The 20,791-nt window shown below is 67.4% G+C and carries 14 protein-coding genes; 5 read left to right on the top strand and 9 right to left on the bottom strand.

What is annotated here, in order from left to right:
- Nucleotides 1–29: 29 nt before the first annotated feature.
- Nucleotides 30–1,304 carry an amidohydrolase family protein gene (locus ACI48I_RS02800; RefSeq protein ID WP_498573275.1) on the bottom strand — a complete coding sequence of 425 codons (1,275 nt, stop codon included), beginning with the start codon at nucleotides 1,302–1,304 and terminating at the stop codon, nucleotides 30–32.
- Nucleotides 1,305–1,538: 234 nt separating this feature from the next.
- Between ACI48I_RS02800 and ACI48I_RS02795 the strand changes: the two genes are divergently transcribed.
- The 3 genes from ACI48I_RS02795 to ACI48I_RS02785 all read left to right on the top strand — a co-directional run bounded on the left by ACI48I_RS02795 (nucleotide 1,539) and on the right by ACI48I_RS02785 (nucleotide 5,910).
- The gene (locus tag ACI48I_RS02795) at nucleotides 1,539–2,246 is read left to right on the top strand and encodes a phasin family protein (protein ID WP_498573274.1); all 708 of its coding nucleotides are present in this window, start codon (nucleotides 1,539–1,541) and stop codon (nucleotides 2,244–2,246) included.
- Nucleotides 2,247–2,381: 135 nt separating this feature from the next.
- The gene (locus ACI48I_RS02790; protein WP_498573273.1) at nucleotides 2,382–4,133 is read left to right on the top strand and encodes an ABC transporter ATP-binding protein; all 1,752 of its coding nucleotides are present in this window, start codon (nucleotides 2,382–2,384) and stop codon (nucleotides 4,131–4,133) included.
- 85 nt (nucleotides 4,134–4,218) lie between these two features.
- A complete protein-coding gene (locus tag ACI48I_RS02785; RefSeq protein WP_227496743.1) occupies nucleotides 4,219–5,910 on the top strand; it encodes an ABC transporter ATP-binding protein in 1,692 nt (563 codons plus the stop codon).
- Between the two features lie 21 nt (nucleotides 5,911–5,931).
- On the opposite strand, the gene ACI48I_RS02780 is transcribed toward ACI48I_RS02785, so the two are convergent.
- Together ACI48I_RS02780 and ACI48I_RS02775 are read right to left on the bottom strand one after the other, a co-directional pair.
- Nucleotides 5,932–7,161, bottom strand: coding sequence for a sensor histidine kinase (locus ACI48I_RS02780; RefSeq protein ID WP_498573272.1), 1,230 nt, complete (start codon nucleotides 7,159–7,161; stop codon nucleotides 5,932–5,934).
- Complete coding sequence (locus tag ACI48I_RS02775) at nucleotides 7,158–8,717, bottom strand: ATPase domain-containing protein (protein ID WP_193688527.1); 1,560 nt, start codon at nucleotides 8,715–8,717, stop codon at nucleotides 7,158–7,160. The genes ACI48I_RS02780 and ACI48I_RS02775 overlap by 4 nt, the downstream gene beginning before the upstream one ends.
- A 353-nt stretch (nucleotides 8,718–9,070) precedes the next feature.
- On the opposite strand from ACI48I_RS02775, the gene ACI48I_RS02770 reads away from it, so the two are divergent.
- Nucleotides 9,071–11,077 (top strand): GGDEF domain-containing protein, encoded by a 2,007-nt coding sequence (locus tag ACI48I_RS02770; RefSeq protein WP_498573271.1) that lies wholly within the window; start codon nucleotides 9,071–9,073, stop codon nucleotides 11,075–11,077.
- A 24-nt stretch (nucleotides 11,078–11,101) separates the two neighbouring features.
- On the opposite strand, the gene ACI48I_RS02765 is transcribed toward ACI48I_RS02770, so the two are convergent.
- From ACI48I_RS02765 to ACI48I_RS02740, 6 genes are all read right to left on the bottom strand, one after another.
- On the bottom strand, nucleotides 11,102–11,455 hold the full coding sequence (locus ACI48I_RS02765; protein WP_227496691.1) for a hypothetical protein: 354 nt from the start codon (nucleotides 11,453–11,455) through the stop codon (nucleotides 11,102–11,104).
- A gap of 66 nt (nucleotides 11,456–11,521) precedes the next feature.
- The gene (locus ACI48I_RS02760; protein ID WP_193688525.1) at nucleotides 11,522–12,238 is read right to left on the bottom strand and encodes a hypothetical protein; all 717 of its coding nucleotides are present in this window, start codon (nucleotides 12,236–12,238) and stop codon (nucleotides 11,522–11,524) included.
- 138 nt (nucleotides 12,239–12,376) lie between these two features.
- Nucleotides 12,377–16,027: a tubulin-like doman-containing protein gene (locus ACI48I_RS02755; protein ID WP_498573270.1), complete on the bottom strand. Its 3,651-nt coding sequence runs from the start codon at nucleotides 16,025–16,027 to the stop codon at nucleotides 12,377–12,379.
- 12 nt (nucleotides 16,028–16,039) lie between these two features.
- A complete protein-coding gene (locus tag ACI48I_RS02750; RefSeq protein ID WP_193688523.1) occupies nucleotides 16,040–16,465 on the bottom strand; it encodes a hypothetical protein in 426 nt (141 codons plus the stop codon).
- Between the two features lie 26 nt (nucleotides 16,466–16,491).
- Nucleotides 16,492–18,033, bottom strand: a complete 1,542-nt coding sequence (locus ACI48I_RS02745) for a hypothetical protein (protein WP_498573269.1) — start codon at nucleotides 18,031–18,033, stop codon at nucleotides 16,492–16,494.
- Entirely contained in the window at nucleotides 17,973–19,454 is a 1,482-nt protein-coding gene (locus ACI48I_RS02740) for a hypothetical protein (RefSeq protein ID WP_498573268.1), read from the bottom strand. Before ACI48I_RS02740 ends, ACI48I_RS02745 begins: the two co-directional genes overlap by 61 nt.
- A gap of 228 nt (nucleotides 19,455–19,682) precedes the next feature.
- Here ACI48I_RS02740 and ACI48I_RS02735 point away from each other — a divergent pair, with 228 nt between their 5' ends.
- Nucleotides 19,683–20,747 (top strand): M29 family metallopeptidase, encoded by a 1,065-nt coding sequence (locus tag ACI48I_RS02735; protein ID WP_498573343.1) that lies wholly within the window; start codon nucleotides 19,683–19,685, stop codon nucleotides 20,745–20,747.
- Nucleotides 20,748–20,791: the final 44 nt, after the last annotated feature.

Raw genomic sequence — 20,791 nt, 5'->3', positions numbered from 1 at the left:
CTGGCGATTCTAGCACCGGGCAAGCGAGGTCAGCGCTTGATTCGGAAATCGACCGCGGCCGGGCGCCCGTCCAGGTGCAGGGTCGAGGCCGCAGGCGGCGCTTCGGCCACGACCGCTCCGCGGCGCACGACGGCGCGCCGCGCGGCGCGCAGGCGGATCGCCTCCACCGGGCTCGATGCGCCCAGCAGCACGAAGTCGGCATGGCAGCCTGGTTCGATACCGTAGCCCTCGAGTCCGAGGATGCGTGCCGGCGTCTCGGTGACGGCAAGAAAACATTCGCGCATCGCCGCCTGCCCCGTCATCTGGGCCACGTGCAGGCCCATGTGCGCCACTTCCAGCATGTCGCCCGAACCGAGTCCGTACCACGGGTCCATCACGCAGTCGTGGCCGAAGGCAACGTCGATGCCCGCCGCCAGCAGCTCGGGCACGCGGGTCATGCCGCGCCGCTTCGGATAGGTATCGTGGCGGCCCTGCAGCGTGATGTTGATGAGGGGATTCGCAATCGCCGCCACGCCCGATTCCTTCATCAGCGGCAGCAGTTTGCTGACATAGTAATTGTCCATCGAGTGCATCGAGGTCAGGTGGGAACCGGCGACTCTCCCCTGCAGCCCGAGGCGCCAGGTCTCGTAAGCCAGGGTCTCGATGTGGCGCGAGAGCGGGTCGTCGGTCTCATCGCAATGCATGTCCACGCGCAGCCCCTTGCCGGCCGCGAACTCGCACAGCAGCCGCACCGATTCCGCCCCCTGCGCCATTGTTCTCTCGAAATGCGGGATGCCGCCGACTACGTCCACGCCCATCGCAATCGAGCGTTTCAGGTTCTCGAACGCGGAGGGACTGCGCAGCAGCCCATCCTGCGGAAAGGCAACCAGCTGCAGGTCGATATACGGCGCCACCCGGCGCTTGACCTCGAGCAAGGCCTCGACGGCGAGCAGGCGGTCGTCGCAGATATCCACGTGGGTCCGGATCGCCAGCAGGCCGCGCGCCACGGCCCAGTCGCAATAATGCAACGCCCGTTCGATCAGCGCTTCCTGCGCCAGTTGCGGTTTCAGCTCGCCCCACAGTGCGATGCCTTCGAGCAAGGTTCCGGATTCGTTGACGCGCGGCAGGCCGTAGCTGAGCGTCGCGTCCATGTGGAAATGGGCATCGACGAAGGGCGGCGAGACGAGGTCGCCACCGGCGTCGATTTCGCGTACGCCCCGTGCCGGCAGGGCGGGCTCGACGGCGGCGATGCGTGAGCCGACCACCCCGATATCGATACCGCGGCGGCCGTCGGCCAGGGTGGCATTGCGGATGACAAGGTCCATGGACGCTCCTGTTCAGATGCATTGATTGTAGCGATTTCCCATCGTTTTCGACGATTTCCGGATGAGGACGTGCCGGGGTGCTGCAGTGCAATATTGCACCGATGCTACATTGGCAAATTTCGCTTTGCGGCGTTGAGCAACGAGGCTACACTGTTTATGTTGCAGTGCGCCATAACGAATCATTAGCCGTCGAATCAACTGCCAAACGATAAGCCGACCGATAAGGGAATCACGATGACTTCACTTCAAGAACAGTTCTCCGCAGCCCGCACTACCCAGCTCGACAATGGTTTCAACCTGTTGCAAAGCTTCAGCGAGCAAGCGCTCGACCGCACCAGCCGCGTCGTCGCGCTCCAGTTCGAGGCTTCGCGCGCCGCCATCGCACAATCGTCCGATGCCCTGCGCCAGCTGCTGGCCGTGCGCGACCCGCGCGACCTGCTCGCGCTGGGCGCCCAATCGCAGCAGAACCTGCGCACCATGTTCAACTTCGGCAGCGAGCTGTTTTCCATCGCCGCCGGCACCGGCTTCGCCCCGCTGCGCAGCTACAGCGTCGACGCCCTGAATGCCATCAGCACGGCGACTGCCGCTGCGGCGCAGCAAACCGTCGACGCCGCCGTGTCCAGCGTGACCCCGGCCGCTCCCGCCCAGCAAGCGGCGCCTGCTCCGGAACCCGAAGCGGAGAAGGCTGCCGCCATCGCGATCGTCACCTCCGACGTCGAACCGGGCGCCGAGCCGACGGCGATCGCCAAGGCCGCCAGCGAAGTGCTCGACATCCCGGTCGCGCCGCCGCATCCGGTGGCCGCCAGCGTCCCGGTCGAGGTCTCGGTCGAGATCGAGCTGCCGAAGGTCGAACCGGTCGACGCGACGCCGCCGGTGGCGGCGCCGGGGACGACCAAGGTCACGGAACTGCGTGGCACCAAGGGCCGCCGCAAGCACAACTGACCGGCTTCCTGAGGCGCGCTGCGCCTGACGATCAAAGACAGTAAACTAGCGGGCTTCGGCCCGCTTTTTTTTCGCGCCGCGCCCTGTGCTTTCGGGCGCGGCCTTCTTTGCGCGGGCAGCAACGCAAGGAAACTCATGAGTCTCGCAAGCCTGGTCGGCAATTTCGTGCTGCGCCACTGGAAAGCCTACGCTTCGTCGGCGGTGATGCTGGCCGGCGTCGCCATCTGCACCGTCTGGATCCCGCGCAAGGTCGGCGCCATGATCGACGGCCTGGCCGCGCACCGCTTATCCGACCATGAGCTCACCGTGCAGATCCTGCAATTGCTGGCGCTGGGCCTGACGATCTACGTGCTGCGCGTGAGCTGGCGCATCCGCCTGTATTCGGCCGCCTACCGGCTCGGCGTCGAACTGCGCACGCGTTTATATGCGCGCCTGTCGGCGCAAGGCCCGGCCTTCTATCAGAAGCAGCGCACCGGCGACCTGATGGCGCTGGCCACCAACGACATCGACGCCATCGAGATGGCCGCCGGCGAGGCGATGCTGGCCGGCTTCGACGGCACGCTGACCCTGATCATGGTGCTGGGCGTGATGCTGCTCGGGGTCGACTACCGCCTGGCCCTGATCGCGCTGCTGCCCTTCCCGCTCATGGGCCTGGCCTTCTGGTACATCTCGCGCCACATCCACACGGCGGAAACGGATTCACTAAAACGTTTCTCAAGCCTGAACGACCATGTGCAGGAATCCCTGTCCGGCGTGCGCACGGTGCGCGCCCTGGGCCTGGAAGCGCGAAGCAGCAAGCAGTTCTCGGAACTGGCCGGCCAGGCGGCCGACGCCAGCCTCACCGCCCAGAAATGGGAAGCGGCCTACGAGCCGGCGGTCGGCCTGACCCTGACCGCGGCCAGCACCCTGACCCTGGGCCTGGGCGGCTACCTGGTCTGGAACAACCAGCTGACCATCGGCGCACTGACCAGTTTCAGCATGTACCTCGGCCAGCTGATCTGGCCGATGTTCGCGGCCGGCTGGGTGCTGTCGCTGATCGAGCGCGGACGCGCCGGCCTGGCGCGCCTGCAGCCGATGCTGGACGCGCCCTTGAGCGTGGTCGACGAGGGAAAACTCGATCGCATCGAAGACGGCCCGCTGGTGCTGCGCGAGCTGCGCTTCGCCTACGGCGGCGCGGAGCGGCCTGCGCTCGACGGCGTCTCGGTGGCGCTGCGGCCCGGGATGACGCTCGGCCTGGTCGGCCCGACCGGCGCCGGCAAGTCGACCCTGCTGCGCGTGCTGCTGCGCCAGGCGACGCCGCAGGCGGGCTCCGTCACCTGGGGCGGCCATCCGCTGGAGCTTTATCGACTCGCTGCGCTGCGCGCGGCCACCAGCTGGGTGCCGCAGGAATCCTTCCTGTTCTCGGCCAGCATCGCCGAGAATATCGCGCTCGCCCGTCCCGGCGCCAGCCGCGCCGAGATCGAACAGGCGGCGGACATGGCCGCGATCCACGACGACATCCTGCGCTTCCCGCAGGGCTACGACACCCCGGTCGGCGAAAAAGGCATCACGCTCTCGGGCGGCCAGCGCCAGCGGGTGGCGATCGCCCGTTCGCTGCTGGCGCAAAGCTCGCTGCTGCTGCTCGACGACGCCCTGTCGGCCGTCGACACCGGCACCGAAACCCGCATCCTCGAACACCTGGCCGAACTGCGCGCTGCACGGCCGGAGCTGACGGCGATCATCGCCAGCCACCGCCTGTCGGCCGTGGTGAACGCCGACCTGATCGTCGTGCTGAAAGATGGCCGCATTGTCGAATCGGGCGACCACGACACCCTGCTGCTACTGAATGGCTGGTATGCCAGCCAGTGGCGCTACCAACAACTGGAGGCCAGCCTTGACGCAGCCTGAGACCATCGTGAAAGCGGGCCGCGCCCAGCTCACCCAGGCGGCCTCGCTGCTGCGCCGCGCCGCCTGGCCGGACCGCCGCCAGCTGATGCTGGCGACCCTGTGGCTGATGCTGTCGGCCTTCCTGGAAGTGATCGGCCCGATCCTCGGCAAAGCCCTGATCGACGAGCACCTGGTCCCGCGCCACGCCGACTGGACCCGCATGGGCTTGCTGCTGGGCGGCGTGCTCGTCACAGGCTGGGCCGCCTCCTGGCTGCGCTACCTGCAGCTGATCCGCCTGTCGGGCATGGCGATGCGCTCGGTGCGGCGCCTGCGCGAATGGGTGTATGGCCACGTGATGCGCCTGCCGATGGCCTTTTTCGACCGCGCCATCACGGGTCAGCTGGTCAGCCGCGTGACGAACGACACCGAGGCCGTGAAAACCCTGTACATCCAGGTGCTGTTCGTGCTGCTCGACTCGAGCATCGTCCTGGTCGGCACCATGATCGCCATGGCCTGGCTCGACTGGCGCCTGATGCTGATCGTGCTGGCCCTGCTGCCGGCGGTGCTGGTGATCGTCTGGCTCTACCAGCGCCTGTCGGCGCCGGCGGTGACGCGCGCACGCGCTTTGCGCAGCGACATCAACGGCCAGATGGCCGAGTCGATCGGCGGCATGACGGTGCTCCAGGCCAGCAATGCGGCGGGCCGCTTCGGCGAGCGCTTCGCCGCCACCAACGACCGGCATTACCATGCGCGCCTGGCCGAACTGAAGGCCAACGCGTTCCTGTTGCGCCCGGCGCTGGACCTGCTCAACGTGATCCTGCTGGCGGTGGTCATCTTCAGCTTCGGCCAGCGGCAAATCGGCGCGGTCGAAGTCGGCGTGCTGTACGCCTTCATCAGCTATATCGCACGCGTGGTCGAGCCGCTCATCCAGATCACGATGCAGTTCAGCGGCCTGCAGCAGGCGGTCGTCGCCACCGCGCGCGTCGCCGGCCTGCTCGACGAAGCCGGCGCCGCCGAACACCTGGCTGGCCGCGCCGCCGGATCGCGTCTGGAAGCGCGTCCCGACGCACCGGCCGTGCGCGTGCGCGACCTGAGTTTCGCCTATGTGCCGGGCCAGAACGTCCTGCACGACATCACGCTCGACATCCCGCAAGGCGCCTTCTTCGGCATCGTCGGCCACACCGGCAGCGGCAAGTCGACTTTATTATCCCTGCTGCTGCGCTACTACCCGGCCGAGCATGGCCGCATCGAGATCTGCGGCGAACCGATCGCCGGCATCGACAACGAACGCTTCCGCAACGAAGTCGGCCTGGTACCGCAGGACCCGTTCATCCTGGCGGCATCGGCGCGCGAGAACATCGACATGGGGCGCGGCTTGTCGCTGGACCGCATCGAAGCGGCCGCGCGTGCCGCCCATGCGCACGACTTCATCGAAGCGCTGGAACAGGGTTACGAGACCTCGCTCGGCGAAGGCGGTTCGCGTTTGTCCTCCGGCCAGAAGCAGCTGATCGCGATCGCCCGCGCCCTGGCCGGCGAGCCGCGCATCCTGCTGCTGGACGAGGCGACCTCGCGCATCGACAGCGCGACCGAACAGATCGTGCAGGAAGCGCTGGACGAATTGCGCGGGCACGTGACGATCATCGCGATTGCGCACCGGCTGTCGACCATCCGGGATGCGGACCGGATCGTGGTGCTGAACCACGGGCGGATTACGGAATCGGGCGCACACGAGGAGCTGATGCGCATCGAAGGCGGCTTGTACCAGAGATTGTATTTGCTGCAGCAGCTGGCGGTGTGACGGCGCCGCCGGGGCGCGCGCTTACCCTGGCGCGACCGGCAGCCGGATCGCAAAGGTCGCGCCCTGCCCGCGCCCGGCGCTGCTGACGCTCAGGGTGCCCTCGTGCAGCTCGACGATGCGGCGCGCGATGTACAGGCCCAGACCCAGCCCGGTCGCATTGTCCTGCTGCTGGAGATTGAACGCGCCGAACACGTGCGGCAGGTCGTCCGGCTCGATGCCCTGCCCGGAGTCGGCGATGTCGATCGCCACCGTATCCGCGGTGCGTCCTATCGTGATCCGGATCAGGCCGCCTTCGGGCGTGAATTTGGTGGCGTTGAACAGCAGGTTCCAGATCACCTGCTGCAGGCGGCGCCCGTCCGCCTCGAGCCGGATGGCGTCGCCGTAATCGCTGGGGGTGACCAGCATCCGGATGTGCTTGGTATGCGCGAAGGTTTCCACGGTCGAAATCGCGTCGCGCAGGACCTGGCCCAGCGCCATCGGGGAACGGGTGATCGACATCTGCCCGGTCAGCGTGCGCGCGGCGTCGATCAGGTCGTCGACCATGCCGGCTTCCTGGCGCACGTGCACGCGCATCGATTCGAGGCCGCTGACGACTTTCGGCGGCAGGTCGGGGATGGTTCGCAGCAGCAGTTCGATGCGCATCGACAGCGCCGACAGCGGCGTGCGCATTTCGTGCGACACCGTGGCCAGGAACAGTTCACGCGTGCGGTTCACGCGCGTCAGGTCATCGATGGTTTCGCGCTGGCGGTCGAGCGTGTTCGACAAGGTACCCAGCAGCGCCGCATAGGTGGCCATGCGCCCCTCGGACACGGGCGCGTCCAGGCGCACCTCGTTCCACAGCAGGTGGCCCGCCAGGCCGATCTGCTTGGCGATGCGTTCGCACTCGAGCGGCGAACTGAAGTCGGCGAAGCGCCAGCCGAACACCAGCACGCCATACACCTCGCCGCGCAGCAGCAGCGGCTGGGCGCAGACGCGCAGCCCGCCGAACTGCGCCGAGCCGCATTCGCCGCTGGCGCAGGCCGCTTCAACCAGCGTGCGTTCGAGCGCCGTGCCGGGACCATCCTCGTCCCACAGCCGCGAGCGGGCCAGCAGGCTCGCCAGGCGCGAGCCCGTCTTCGGCCCGATACGGCGCACGCCGGCCGTGTCCCAGGCGGACGTGACCAGGCCCGTCGCTTCCGTAAACTGCGTCAGCGGCGTGTCCCAGTCCTCCCAGTCGACCGGCGTATTACCAGGCAGTTCGACCCTGATCACTGCGGCTTTTCGGTCGGCAGGTCCGGCGATTCGGGCAGGGGTTTGCCCTTGACGACGGCTTCCTCGATCAGGGGGCTCTGGCGCGACGGCGAGCGCGACAGCAGGCCGTAGTACGAGGAGAACGGCAGTTGCGGCACGGCGCTGGACTGGGTGTCGTTGTCGCTCTCGTCGATCAGCAGCAGGCCGCCGACGCCGATGGTGTACTCGCGCGTGATCTGCTGGTTGCGGCTGCCGCGCACCTTCGGCACGGCGATCGCGCGGCGCAGGACGGTGGAGACCTCGACGTAGTTCAGCAGGATGATGTTGTCGACCAGGTGCGAGCCCTTGAGCTCTTCGCTGATCTGCGACACGCCCAGCAGCTCCGGGCTTTCGTAGTTGAACAGGATCGTCGCCAGGCGGTCCTTGAAGAAGGTGGCCAGCGCGTACAGGTAGTCGGCCACTTCGCTGCGGCTGGTCATCTCGTAGACGGCGATCGAATCGAAGACCACGCAATCGATCCCCTGCTCTTCGACCAGCTTGACGATGCGGTCGAAATGGACATCGAGTTCCAGTTCCAGCGGCGACTCGTAATGGATGAACAGATCGCCCGACTCGACCAGGCCCGCCAGGTCGAAGCCGAGCGACTTGGCGTTCCTGATCAGCTGGGCCGGGTGTTCGTCCAGGCTCACCAGCAGGGTCTTGTGGCCCTCCTTGATGGCATTGGTCAGGAATTGCACGCTCAGCACCGTCTTGCCGGTACCGGAGATGCCGCTCACCAGCGTGACGGAACCTTTATAGATACCGCCGTCCATCATCTTGTCGATCGCCGGCGAACCGGTCGACATGCGCTCTTCCGAGGTCGGCTGGTCGGCATGGGCGATCGGACGCGACTGGGCGCGGCGGTAGACGTGCACGCCCATGCCCGGCTCGATGCGCATCGTGTGGCTGCCGCCAATAAAATCCTGGCCGCGCGACTTCATGATCGTCAGACGCCGGTGCACGCGGCGCCGGGTTTCTTCACGCGTGAGCGAAATGATGGTGTCGAAGACGAAGCGCTCGTGCGCCAGCACGCCGGTCAGGGACTCGTCCTTCTCGGCCGTGACCATGGTCGTCACGCCCAGGCGCGTCAGTCCTTCGATCAGCAGGTGCACGTCCTCGCGGAAATTCATGTCGTTCACCTCGGCATACAGCCGCAGCGGCGTCAGGCCGTCGATCAGCAGGCGCTTGGCGCCCATCGCGGCCAGCGAGGCGGCAAAGGCGCCGTCGGCGCTGCGGAACTCGCTCAGCAGCACGGCCGGGCTGGTCTGGATGATCTTGATCTTGCCCTGGTCGATCATGCCCTGCAGGTCCCAGTTGAAACCGGCGGCGTCGCGCAGCAGCTTGGCAGGGTCGAGCTCGAACGAGACGATGGCGCCCGCCTCATCGTGGTCAAGCGCGCCGTGGTAGATGAAACCCAGGCCCAGCGTGGTCTTGCCCGAGCCGGGCGGCCCTTCGACGATCAGGTTGTTGTTACGCGGAATGCCGCCGTGCAGTACTTCGTCGAGACCGACAATGCCGGTCTTCACCAATCCATTCATTCGCTTGCCCTTTTTATATGTTCGCGCAGCTTACCATGCGGCGGGGTGACCTTCAGGGGACGGCCAGGTCCAGGGACCCTGCGTCATCTTCGTGGCATCGGGGGATGGGAGCCAACGGCGCCGCCTGGCCGCAAGCAGGAGGCATAATCTAACGCCAACGTTGTCCTTTCAACGTCGCATTTTTGCGAATAGCACGAAAAAAAGCGAAGTTTCTGATCTGCAACAAGAATATAATGACAGATGGGCGCGCGTGACTACGCGAGACCGACCACCCCATCGAGAGATCACCTATGCCGGCAGCACGCACGTCCAGACAGCCACGCCGTCGCACCGCGACGCTGCTGGCTTCGTTATTGCTGGCGAGCTCCTGCGCCTGGGCCCAGGCCGCCGCGCCGCTTGGCGAGCGCCTGGCCGAGATCCGCGAAATCAACCGTTTTACGCCCGAACGCGCCCTGCCGATGCTGCTCAGGATCGAGACCGAGGCGCGCGCGGGTTCGGTCGAGGACGCCGGCGAAATGCTGGCGCAGCTGTGCGTCGCCTACCAGAAGGTGGGCAAGCAGGAACTGGCGCTGGCCACCTGCGACGAGCTGATCGCTTTCGGGCGCGCGCACCAGAACAATGCCGCCCTGGCCAAGGGCCTGGTACGCAAGGGCTACATCAAGTACGACCGGAACGAGCTGTCCGCTTCGCATGAACTGATCTGGGAAGCGGAGCGCCTCGCGAACACGACCGATGACGTCGAGCTGCGCGTGCGCGTCGGCGTGTCGGCTGCCGAGTCTTTCGCCGAGGAGGGCAACTTCCCGCGCGCCCTCGAAAAAATGCAGGCGACGCTGGCCTATACGCGCCAGCATGGCGGTCCGGTCCACCTGGTGATCGTGCTCAATTCGCTGGCGCGGCTGTACCGCCAGATGCGCGAGTACGACAAGGGCTTCGAGGCGCTGGCCGAGGCGCTGGTCGCTGCGGAAAAAACCGATTCGCCGGGTCGCCTAGCGACCCTGAAGAGCACCGAATACGGCCTTGCGGTCGAATCCGGACAGCTCGAGCGCGCGCTGCAGGCACAGACGGCCGCCCTTGCGCTCGAACGCCAGATCGGCGCGCACGCGCTGGCCGCGCGCTCGCTGGTGAACCTGTCGGACTGCTACCTGCGCATGCGCGACTACGCCCATGCGGCGTCCTACGCGAACCAGGCGATCGCCGCGGCAAGCGCGATCAACGACGAAAATGGCCTGGCCACCGCCCGCGTCAACCTGGGCCAGGCCTATCTCGCCACCGGCCGCCTGGCCGAGGGCAAGCGCAGCTTCGAAGCGGGCCTGGCCGCCTACGAAAAAAACGGCGACAAGCCCGAGCTGCAGACCGTGCTGGCCGAATACGGCTCGGCGCTCGAGCGCGCGGGAGATTATGCCGGCGCAGTCCAGGCGTATCACCGCGAACGCAGCCTGTCGAACGAATTGTTCGAGAAGCGCCGCCAGAAGGCGATGCTCGAACTCCGCGAAAAATACGACGCCGACAAGAAGCAGCGCCAGATCGTCCTGCTGGAACGCGAGAACCAGGTCAAGTCGGTCGAGATCGACAACCGCCGGCTGCAGCAGCGCGTCTGGTGGCTGTTGGTCGTGGTGTTCGCGCTGGCCTCGCTCGTGGTCGGCCTCCTGTACCGCAAGGTGCGCCACGCGAACGCGCAGCTCTACCTGAAGAACCAGGAACTGAAGCAGCAGAGCGTGCGCGATCCGCTCACGGGGCTGTACAACCGCCGCCACTTCCAGGACTTCATGCGCGGCCACCGCGTGGACGAAAAACGCGGCGCCGGCACCTCGGGCGAGGCGATGGTCAGCGCGCTGTTCCTGATGGACGTCGACCACTTCAAGCACATCAACGATACCTGGGGCCATGGCGCCGGCGACGCGGTCCTGATCAGGATTGCCGAGAGCCTGCGCGAGATCCTGCGCGAGACCGACATGATCGTGCGCTGGGGCGGCGAGGAATTCCTCGCCTTTTTACCCGCGATCCCGGCGAGCGGCCTGGACGAGGTGGCGCGCCGCCTGCTGAACGGCATCAGCGAGACCAGCATCGAGTTCCAGGGCACGACGCTGTCCGTGAACGTGTCGATCGGCTTTGCGCCCTACCCGCTGGCGCCGGCCGGCAAGCCGCTGCCCTGGGAACGCGCGGTCAACCTGGTCGACATGGCGCTGTACATGGCCAAGGGCCACGGCCGCAACCGCGCCTACGGCGTGCGCGGGTTCGCCAATTTCGGGCGCACCTCGATGGAAGAAGTCGAACAGAACCTGGAACAGGCCTGGCGCGCGGGGTTTGTCGATCTGTCGATCGTGACAGGTGGGTATCCGGAGTTGCGGGCCAGCGCGTAGCCCTCCCTCGATCAGCCGACGCTATCAGCGCGCCGCGTCCTGCAACTTCTCGCCGGCCTGCTCGACCTTCTCGCCGACCTTGCCGGTCGCCTTCTGCAGCCCGCGGCCGGCTTCCTGGGTCGCGTCCTTGATCTTCTCGCGCGCGTCCTCGGTCCGCTCGGCCAGCTGGCGGCGTTCCTGGTCGGCGCGCTCGGCCAGCTTTTTCGCCGCCGCGTCCGCCTTTTCCAATGGTGCGCGTAGTCCTTCGGCCACCTTGTCGCCGGCTTCGTCGACCGCCTTGCCGGCCTGTTGCGCCGGGCCCATGCCGTGGTCCTGGCGCGAACAGCCGGCGGCCAGGGCCAGCACCAGCAATGCACCGAACATGGTCGTCTTCTTCATGCTTTGCTCCTGTAGTCGTGTTTCCTGAAGCATACACCTTGCGTGCGCTTTGCATCACCCTGCGCGTCATCCTCCTTCGACCTCGTCGGCGCGCCGATGTTCGGGCGCGCGGGCGTCGATCTGCTCCTTCAGCGCGCGCGTCTCGTCGTCCTCGCCCCAGCGCCTGGTAAAGGCGCGCAGGCGCGCACGGGCACGTTCGAACGAGGAAGCCGACAGCGCCGATTCGATCGCCGGCTTCGTCTCGCGCCAGGCCTTGTCGCGCTGGCGCTTGCGGGTGCAGGCGGCGCTCGCCTCGTTGAGCGCCGCCTGCACCTTCTGCAGTTGCTCGGCTGTGGCCCTGGTGCCGCGCAGGGCGATCAGTTCGCTCTGGGCTTCGCGCGCCTTGCACTCGGCCGCCAGCGCGATCGCCTTGTCCATTTGCGCCTCGATGCGCCGGTTCGACGGCTTGGCAATCAGCCAGATCGCCCATAGCGCCGCCAGCGCCAGCAGCCACCAGCGCAGGCGCACCGGTTCGCGCCGCGGCGGCGCCGCGCCGCCGGCGGGCACGGCACGGGGCGGCTGGGGTGAAGGCGTGGCGGCCGGTGGCGGCGGCACGCCCGGGCCGGCCGCAACAGGCGCCGGCGTTGGCATCGGCGCCGGCGCCGGCGTTGCACTCTGCGCTGCGGCCGGCGCCGGCGCGCTCGATGCCGGCGCCGCGGGTTCGGAACGTGTTGCGGGCGCAGGCGCCGCCACGGGGACCGCGACCGGTAGCGGCTTGTCCGGCACGGCGTCGGACCTGTCCACCGGATGCAGCCGCGTGCTTCCCGCCGCCCCTTGCGCGGTCCCGCAATACGGACAGAAATTCACGCGCCGCGGCAGGACATGCCCGCACGCGGCCTGGATACAGCGGACCATCGAATCTTCTTGCACAGCCCTCCCCCGTTACTGCGGATCCGGGACGCCGTCGTCCGGATCGGGAATCGATGGCGCATGGCCGGCCATGGCGGCAATGCCAGGAATGTCGGACACCAGTCCCCACTTGCCGGACTTCGGGTCCTGCGCCATATCCCAGGCGCGCGTGCCGAGGTCGATCTCGCCGCGCGCCAGCTGTTGCGCCACCTCGTCCACCGCGAACGGCCCGCGCTGCGCGCCGGCCACGAACAGTTTGTAGCGGGCGCCCTGCGGTGCGGGCGCCGGATCGGGAATCGTGGCCACCACGCTCACGGGCGAGCCCAGGCCGCGCACTTCCAGCGCCGCGGCGGCGCGCGCCTCGCTGGCCAGGATCTCGGGCTTGACGATGCGCTTGTCGATCGGGCGCTCGACTTCCCAGCTGTAGGCATCCATGGCGGAATCCGGCACGGTGTCGCTCCAGGCCGCGATTGCGGCCAGGGCCGCATCGACCGCCACGTTCGACAAGGTGGGGGCAGCCGCCTGCGCGCGCCGCAGCCAGGCCTCGTACAGGCGGCGCGCCGTGATGTTCGGCAGGGACGGCGACGGCAGCTGGGCGCCGGTTTCGTCCATCTCGAGGCGCGGCTCGTACACGCGCAGCTGGTAATGACGCATCAGGGCGGCGAGCAGCAGCAACTGGTGCGGTCCGAGCCCGGCCTGGCGGTTGCGCACGGCCGCGATCACCTGCTCGCGGTAATACGGCGGCAGGCCGTTCGAGCGGATCGCGTACTCGTTCCCGATCTGCAGCCATTCGCCGGAACCCGGCTCGACTTCGAACAGGTATTGTCCGCGCGGCTGGAAGGCCGCCTCGCGGTCGCCCGCGTCGACTTTCCGGCGAATCACGCCGAGCGCGATCGCCTGTAAAAACCACTCGTAATCGTCGGCCAGGCGATTGAGTTCGTCCATCGAGGGCGAGATCGGGTGGCGGAAGCGGGTCGAATCGAAGTGCAGGTGGGTCGGGATCTTCGGGTTCTCGATCTGGTACGAGGCGCGCCAGGTCGGCAGGCCGCGCAGGATCGTCATCGGGAAACCGGACAGCTCGATATAGCAGACCGCGCGGCCCGGAATGCCGGTGTTCACGACCGAGACCAGGTCGCCATGAAAATACCCGGTCGGCACGGCGGCGCGGATCTCGCCTTCCATCCTGCGCCAGGCCGACACGTCGCCGACGCCGATAAAACACTTGAACTGGTCGGCATTCGGCGTGAACTCGGCCGAGAAGCGCGCGTTCACCCAAGGCATGGCGCTGCGGATCCATTCCGCGAAGACGCGCTGGCGTTCCTGCGGCGTCATCGCATTCAGACGGTCGAGCAGCGGATCGGTCGGCTCGCCTTCCAGCTCCGTATTCGAGAGCTGGGTCTGGGCCCGCCGGAACAGTTTTAATAACAGATCCGCGCGCGTACGCTCGTCGCCCAGCTGTGGGAACAGTTTTCCGGAACCGCCGAATTCGAGCAGCACTTCTTCGCTCCAGGCGCTCACATCCCCGGTCAGGCGCACCGGCGCCGGCATCACGTCGCCGGCCAGCTTGATGTAGGTGGCGTGCTCCTGGCGCGCATCCGCACGCAGCTGGCTGATGCGGCCGTCGACCGCGCGCAGGATCTCCTGCACATGCCTGCGTCCCTCCTGGAATTCGCCGGCGATGCCGCTCCACTGGGCGTTGCCCTGCTCGTCCGTCGACTGCGGTTCGCCCAGCCAGGTCGACATGCCGCGCATGACCTCGATCGACTGGCCGGCGGCCACGGCCAGCAAATGAAAACGCAGGTAGTCGGCGATGTCGCGTTTCAAATGCGCCATGACCTCGCGCGCCTGCGCGTCCTTGCCGAACAGGCGGCCGGAGGCCTGCGACAGGTTGTTCAGCGATTCCTCGACTTGCCGCGTGCGCAGCGCGTCGCGGATGTCGCGGTAGCGGCGGCCGTTGCGCTCGGCGTTGGCGAGGTCGCGCTGCTGCAGGCGCGCTTTGACCTGCTCCAGCAGCGACAGCACGAATTCGAGCCCGCCCTGCTTGCGGTCGTCGAGCAGCGCGTACAGGCGCTCGCGCACACGCGCCTTGAGTCCTGCGGTGAGCTCGATCGTGTGGCGCTTGATGCGGTCTTCGCTGGTCTCGGCGCTGGCGCCGGCCTCGCGGATGGCGTCGCGCTCGAGGTTCGGCAGCAGTTCCGCCACGCGCTCGCGCCACTGGGGCACGTCGAAGGCGGCCATGATGCGGTCCATCTCGAGGTTCACCTTGCTCTCGACGCGTTCCAGCAGCGAGCGCCCTTCCTTGTCGCGCAGGAGCAGGCCGGTCAATGCGTATTCCTGGAACGGCGTGACGTCGACGGTTCCCTTTTTAAAATCGGGGAATTCGTCGAAGGGAAGCTCGCGCATGTCCATGTGCTCGCGCATGAAGCCGTCGCGTTCCTGGTCTCCCGCGCGCCGCGCCAGCGCGCCGTCGCGCCCCACCAGGCCGAAGAATTCCTTGACCATCAGCGCCGCCAGCTCGTAGGCGCGGATATCCTCGCGCAGGCTTTGCTGGGTGTCGAGCACCGACTGGCCGAAGGCCGAATACACCTTCGAGTAGGACAGGCGCATGTCGCCGAAGCGCCCTTCCGGCACGCGCGGATTGTAGGGCCCGAGTTTATGTTGCTGCTGGTTGACCGCGACCGAGCGCTTGCGGTTGGCAAAGTCCGCCGACGCGAAATCCTCGAACAGGGTGTCGGCCACCATCTGGTAGACGTCCTTCACGTCCTGGGTCGCCTTGTTGGCGAGGTTGGCGGTGTCGACGAAATACACGTCGTCGAAGGGCGCGCCGCGGCCCGTGATGCTGTCCGGGTCCATCCATTTCACCTGCGCGTTCATGTCGCGCATGGTGGTCTCCAGCTCCATCATGGTCGCGTAGGCATTCGCCTCGGTGCGCTCCTTGTTGGCCTTGGCGAAACCGGAAGGCATGAACATGACCAGGTCGACCTGGCTGTCCGCCACTTCCTGGCGCGCGATGGCTTTTGCCATCCAGCCCAGGTCGATGGCGCTGCCGGCGCCGGTGCCGCCCGCGTTCGAGGCGATGACGACGATGCGGAATTTCGAGGTGTCGACCTGCAGGCCCAGTCTCTGGTAATTCTCCTTGCGTTCGATGCCGGCATTGCTGCCCAGGTAGTTCAATGCGCCCTTGATGCGGCCGCGCAGCTTCGGGTATTTATCAAACAAGTACAGCCGCGCCACGGCGCGGATCTGGCCTGCCCCTTTCGAGGGGTCGATGCCGAGCGAGCGCAGTTTTTTCGGGCGCAGCGGCATCCATTTCTCGATCAAGGGGAAGCGCGCCAGGCTGTCGTCGGACTCGTGGTATTGCGGCAGGTCGAGCGGTTCGACCAGGCGCTCTTCATCGGTGAGCTTGACCAGCTCGTACCAGGGATCGGTGCGCTGCGATTTACCCTCGTCGATGACGGCGTTCGAATCGAGGTCGAAGTGAAGGAAACGCGCCACCGGGAAGTCGGCAATCGATTCGACGCGCGTCGGGTGATGGCGGTTCCAGACCGCGGACAGGATGCGCCGCCGGATGCGCATCATGACTTCCATGCCGGTGCCGCCGGCGCCGATGAACAGCGTCGGGCGCAGGTCGACCTTCAGCTCGGACTTGCGGTTGATTTGATCGAGGGTGGGGATATCTGCCATGTCGTTCTTTCTTTAGCGGCGGCCGATGACGAGCGCCGCAATCAAGGCCACCACGCCGACTGCCACCAGCGGCGCTGTGACGCCGAAGGTGAGGTATTTGCTCGCATTGACGATCGCCAGCACCACGGCAGCCGACAGGAAGGCAAGCCCGACGAACAGCATCCAGCCGGCGCTGCCGGCGGTGGACGGCGCCACGCGGCGCACGACCATATGGTGCACGTAGGCGTTGCGAACAAAGAAGTAGACGACCAGCAGCACGATGAAGATGGCGCCGCCGATGGCGACGTCGCGGGTCGAGGTGTCGGTGGCGGGCGCCAGTTTGCCCGGCACCACCTCGACCGGGCCGGTCGCCGTTTCGGGCGTGGTTTTTGGTTGCGGGTCGTCCGGCGTCGATTTATCGGCGGGGAGCTTGAATCCGGGATCGGTTTGGGCTTGCATCGTGTTTTCCTTTTTTTCTTTATTGATCAGCGGCCAAGACGGACTTGCGCGCCTTCGCGCAGGTCAATCAACTGGTGGCCGAACAGGGTGGTCTTCAGGCGCGCCACTTCATTGCCCGCCTTGTCGTAAATCGGTTGCACGGTGCCGGTACGCGCATGCATGGTGCGCTGCTCGTCCTCGACCGTCACCAGTGCGCGGCGTGGACGCATCCAGCCGTAGGCGGCTGCCAGACCAGCAGCGAGCAGCGCAAGCAAGGCGCCGCCGGCGGCCAGCAAGGGGCCCGAACCGTAATGCACCCGCACTTCGATCGGCAGCACGGCGGTCGAGGCCTGCACCTGGGCCGGCGGCGTAAAAATGTCGGGCAAGGGGTCGCCCGGGAACAGTTCCGTCATGCGTTCCCTGAACCCCTGGGACAGCGCCAGCTTCTGCTCCGCCAGGTGCAGCTCGATGGTCCCCGGCAGCACATAGGCCGAGCCGGCCGATTTCAGGGCTTCTACCGACCATTTCCCGGGCAGCTGCGCCACCGGCAGCTGCAGGGTAGAACCCAGCGGCTGCGGCTTGCCTGGCGCCAGCGCCGTCACGTGGCTGCTGCCCAGCGTGACGGCGCGGTCTTCGCCGCCCAGCTTCGAGCGCGCGCTCAAGCTCGCGCTGACGATGGTGTACGGGTACATCGTGTTCTCGAGGTGCCAGGCGATCTTCGCGTTGGGCGAGCGCGCGTTCGGCGCCACGTCGGCGCGCAGCACGCCGTTCTGGCCCATCGCGAAGCTGACGCCCGGCGCATTCTCGACCTTGCGCGGCACCAGGCGCACGGTATCGCGGTCGAGCGGTTTCAGGCGCGCCGGCGGCTCGGTGATGATCCTGCGCACAGCGCCCGAGGCCAGCAAGCCGTCGAGGGCGCGCGCGCCGCCCTCTCCGATGGCGAAGGCATACACCATCAGACCGTTCGCGCTGTAGTGCGCGCCCTTCACCGGCATGCGCAGCGGGAAAGCGAGCGCGGTGCGGATCCTGCCGCCCTGGTGGATCAACTGATAGAACTCGCGGTTGCGCTGGGCGGTGGCCTGGTCGTTGTTCGGGCTGTTGCGGTTGTTCGTGACGAGCCAGACGATGCCGTCCTTGCCGCCCAGCGCCTGGCCCAGGGCGGCCCCCACCGCTTCGCCGAGGTCGGTGTCGGCCAGCGCGCCGCCCGCTTTATGGGCCGTATCGAGGCCGGCCAGCGCGCGCGTGACGGCCGTGCGCGTACCCTTGTCGACCGTGGTGGAGACGAGCGCACGCGGCGACGGCGCATTCGGCTGCGACTGGTTGAAGGCGGCCACTACCAGCGCGTCGCCCGGCTGAGCCACGGCGAGCGCCAGTTCCGTCACCAGCGGCTTGAAGGGCGAGGCGGGATCGCTGTAGAAGGGCTCCATCCAGCCCGAGTTCTGGACCAGGAAGACATGCGGCGTGGCCCGGCTTGCGCCCGCGCCGCACAGCAGCGCGGCGACCACGAGGATACGTGCCAGCGCCGCCATCACGTCAGGGCTTCCAGGCGCCAGCCGCGCACCGTGTTCCAGTTCGGATGGTGCAGCCATAGCGCGCCGGCATACACGAAAGGCACGCAGTCGAGCGGCCGCGCCAGGCGCGCGACCTCGTCGAGGATCAGGTTGCGCTTGCCGATCCATTCGATCGTCGTGCGCGCGATCGTGCGGCCCGCCAGCGCCTCCTCGGCGCGGCCGGTGTAGGCATGAAAGCGCAGCACCAGGCCGCTCGGCTGGCTGCGGTTGTTATTAAAGCTGCGCAGCAGCGGCAGCACCAGCGAATCGTCCTGGGCCGCGTCTTCGATGTGCTCGGCCGACCAGGGTTGATCGAGCACCGGATGGCCGCGCCGGAACAGGAAGTTGGCAAAGCCGAGACGGGCGCCGTCGATCGGTTCCACCTGGGGATTGTCGGCGCCGAGTTCGAGGAAGGAATAGGCCTGGCCGTCGTGCCCGATGTGCCACAGGCGGCCGTCGCGGCTTTGGGTCGGGCCGCCGAAATCGAGCTTCGGCGTCCAGCCGCGCGGCCACGGCGTCCAGCGCGGCTCTTCGCCCGGCCGCCAGACCAGCTGTCCTTGCGGATGCAGCCAGAACAGGCGGTTGTCGTAGCCGATCGGGCGCATCCAGCCCGAGGTCGGCGCATCCGGGCATTCCCAGGTCGTGCCGTTGACGAAGTCGAGCTGCGCATCGAGCAGGTTCAGTACGCCGTCTTCCACGTACAGGCAGCCGACCTGGCGCCGCATGACGCCGGGGCTCGAGGCCAGGCGCCCGGCGAACAGCAGCTCAAGGCGGTAGCTTTCGTTGACCGGATTGATCCACAGGCGAGACAGACCCGTATCGAGCGGCACGATGCCGACCTCCCCGCGCGCGGGATTGAGTGCGGGCAGCCAGCCGTAGCCCCCGGCGTTGAAGCGCAGCTCGGCGCCCGCTTCTTCGGCGCCCATCACGTGCCACAGCTGGGCCAGCGGATCCCAGTACTGCAGCACGCCGCGTGCCGGCGCGAGGGCCAGCAACCTCTGCTCGGGAAAGCCGTAGGTGCCGGCGATGAAGACGCAATGCGCGTTCGGCGGCGCCGGCATGGCCAGTTCCGCGCGGTTGACTGCCGGGGCGGCGGGCCGTCCTTCGAGGCGGTCGCCCAGCGCCAGCGAGGTCACCGGCAAACCGTGCGGCACGTGGCGCGGCAGGGCCTGGTCGCTGGCGGCGCCCCACCAGTCGGGCTGGTGCCGGACCTGGCCATCGAGCCGTTCGAGCGGCGCGCCGCAGGTGGGGCAAAAACTGAAACCTTCAGGGTAGATGCCGGCGTGTGCGCAGCTGGTGGGCAGCGAAGCGCCGAGCAGATGGGCGACGTCCGGCAGCCGGCCGCGTGCATGCGCCTGCCAGTCGATCGGCCCCAGGCCGGTCGTGGCCTGGAGCGCGAACTGCCCGCTCGTCTCGTCTTCCAGCCAGGTGCTGGTTGGCGTGTCCCATCGTGTTGCCATCGTGCTGCGCCGTTCCCGAGTGATTGGAGATATGCATACCGCCCAGGTGCGACGGGCGGTCATTGCTGTCTAAATCATAACTGCCCCGGCTCCTTCGCGGCGCGCCGTTCGCCCGGTAGCGCCTGGCGGCACCGCAAGGGGCGACTCATGCGCCCCTGGGAAAATCCCGATCGTGAAAACCGCGCCCGAAACCTTATAATGCCGGGTCCATCCGTGCCCTCTCCCGCCATGACCGCTCCCGCCCTCGCCCCCACGCCCGACCTGCCCCCGCACGCCGTCGACGCCGCCGCCAGCCACCTGGAAAACGTCCTCGCCATCGCCATCGAACACGGCCCGCACCAGCGGGCGCTGGTCGTCTACGATACGCGCACGGGCCTGGCGCGCGCACTGGTGGAAGCCTACCGGCGCAACCTGCCGCAGGCCGATTTCCTCGACTTCGACAGCGTCGAACACGCCGAGGTTTTAAAACGCTTCCGCGAGCTGGCGCCGAAGGACCTGGTGGTGCTGGTCCAGTCGACCAATTTCCGCCTCGAGGCCTTCCGGATTCGCGTCGAGCTGTTCAAGCTCGGGCTGAAAGTGGTCGAGCACGTGCACCTGTCGCGCATGCCCGGGGTGCAAGGCGAGCACTACATCGAAGCGCTGGCCTACGATCCCGCCTACTTCCGCGGCGTCGGCCGCGCGCTGAAAAGCCGCATCGACGCGGCGCCCCATGCGCGCGTCTGCGGCGGCGGAGAAGAGCTGCGCTTTGCCTCGCCGCTGGAGCCGGCCAAGCTGAACGTGGGCGACTACGGCGAGATGAACAACGTCGGCGGCCAGTTCCCGATCGGCGAAGTGTTTACCGAGGCGCTCGACCTGGAAGCGGTCAACGGGCGCGCGCAGATCCACGTGTTCGGCGACACCTCCTACCTGTCGAACCGGCCCGCCGTGCCGGTGACGATCGTCGTCGAGCGCGGACGCGTGGTCGGGGCCGAAAACGCGACGCCCGCCTTCCGGCAGGTCCTCGACAACATCCGCGCCGACGAGGGCGAAGTCTGGGTGCGCGAACTGGGCTTCGGCATGAACCGCGCCTTTACCCGCGAGCGCCGCGTCGACGACATCGGCACTTACGAGCGCATGTGCGGCATCCACCTCTCGCTCGGCGCGAAGCACGGCGTGTATCCGAAGCCGGGTTTCAAAAGGAAGGATGCGCGCTACCACATCGACGTGTTCGTGGTGACCGATGCCGTCTACCTGGGCGAGGAACGGGTGTATGCGGACGGCGCCTGGACCGTGCCGGCGGCGCTGCCGGCCTGATCAGCTGACCAGTCGGCTGGTGAACCGGGACCGCTGCATGAGCT

Source organism: Massilia sp. LXY-5 (assembly GCF_059801075.1).
Note: the sequence above shows the minus strand (reverse complement) of the source record. Positions and strands in the feature narration are given on the sequence as shown.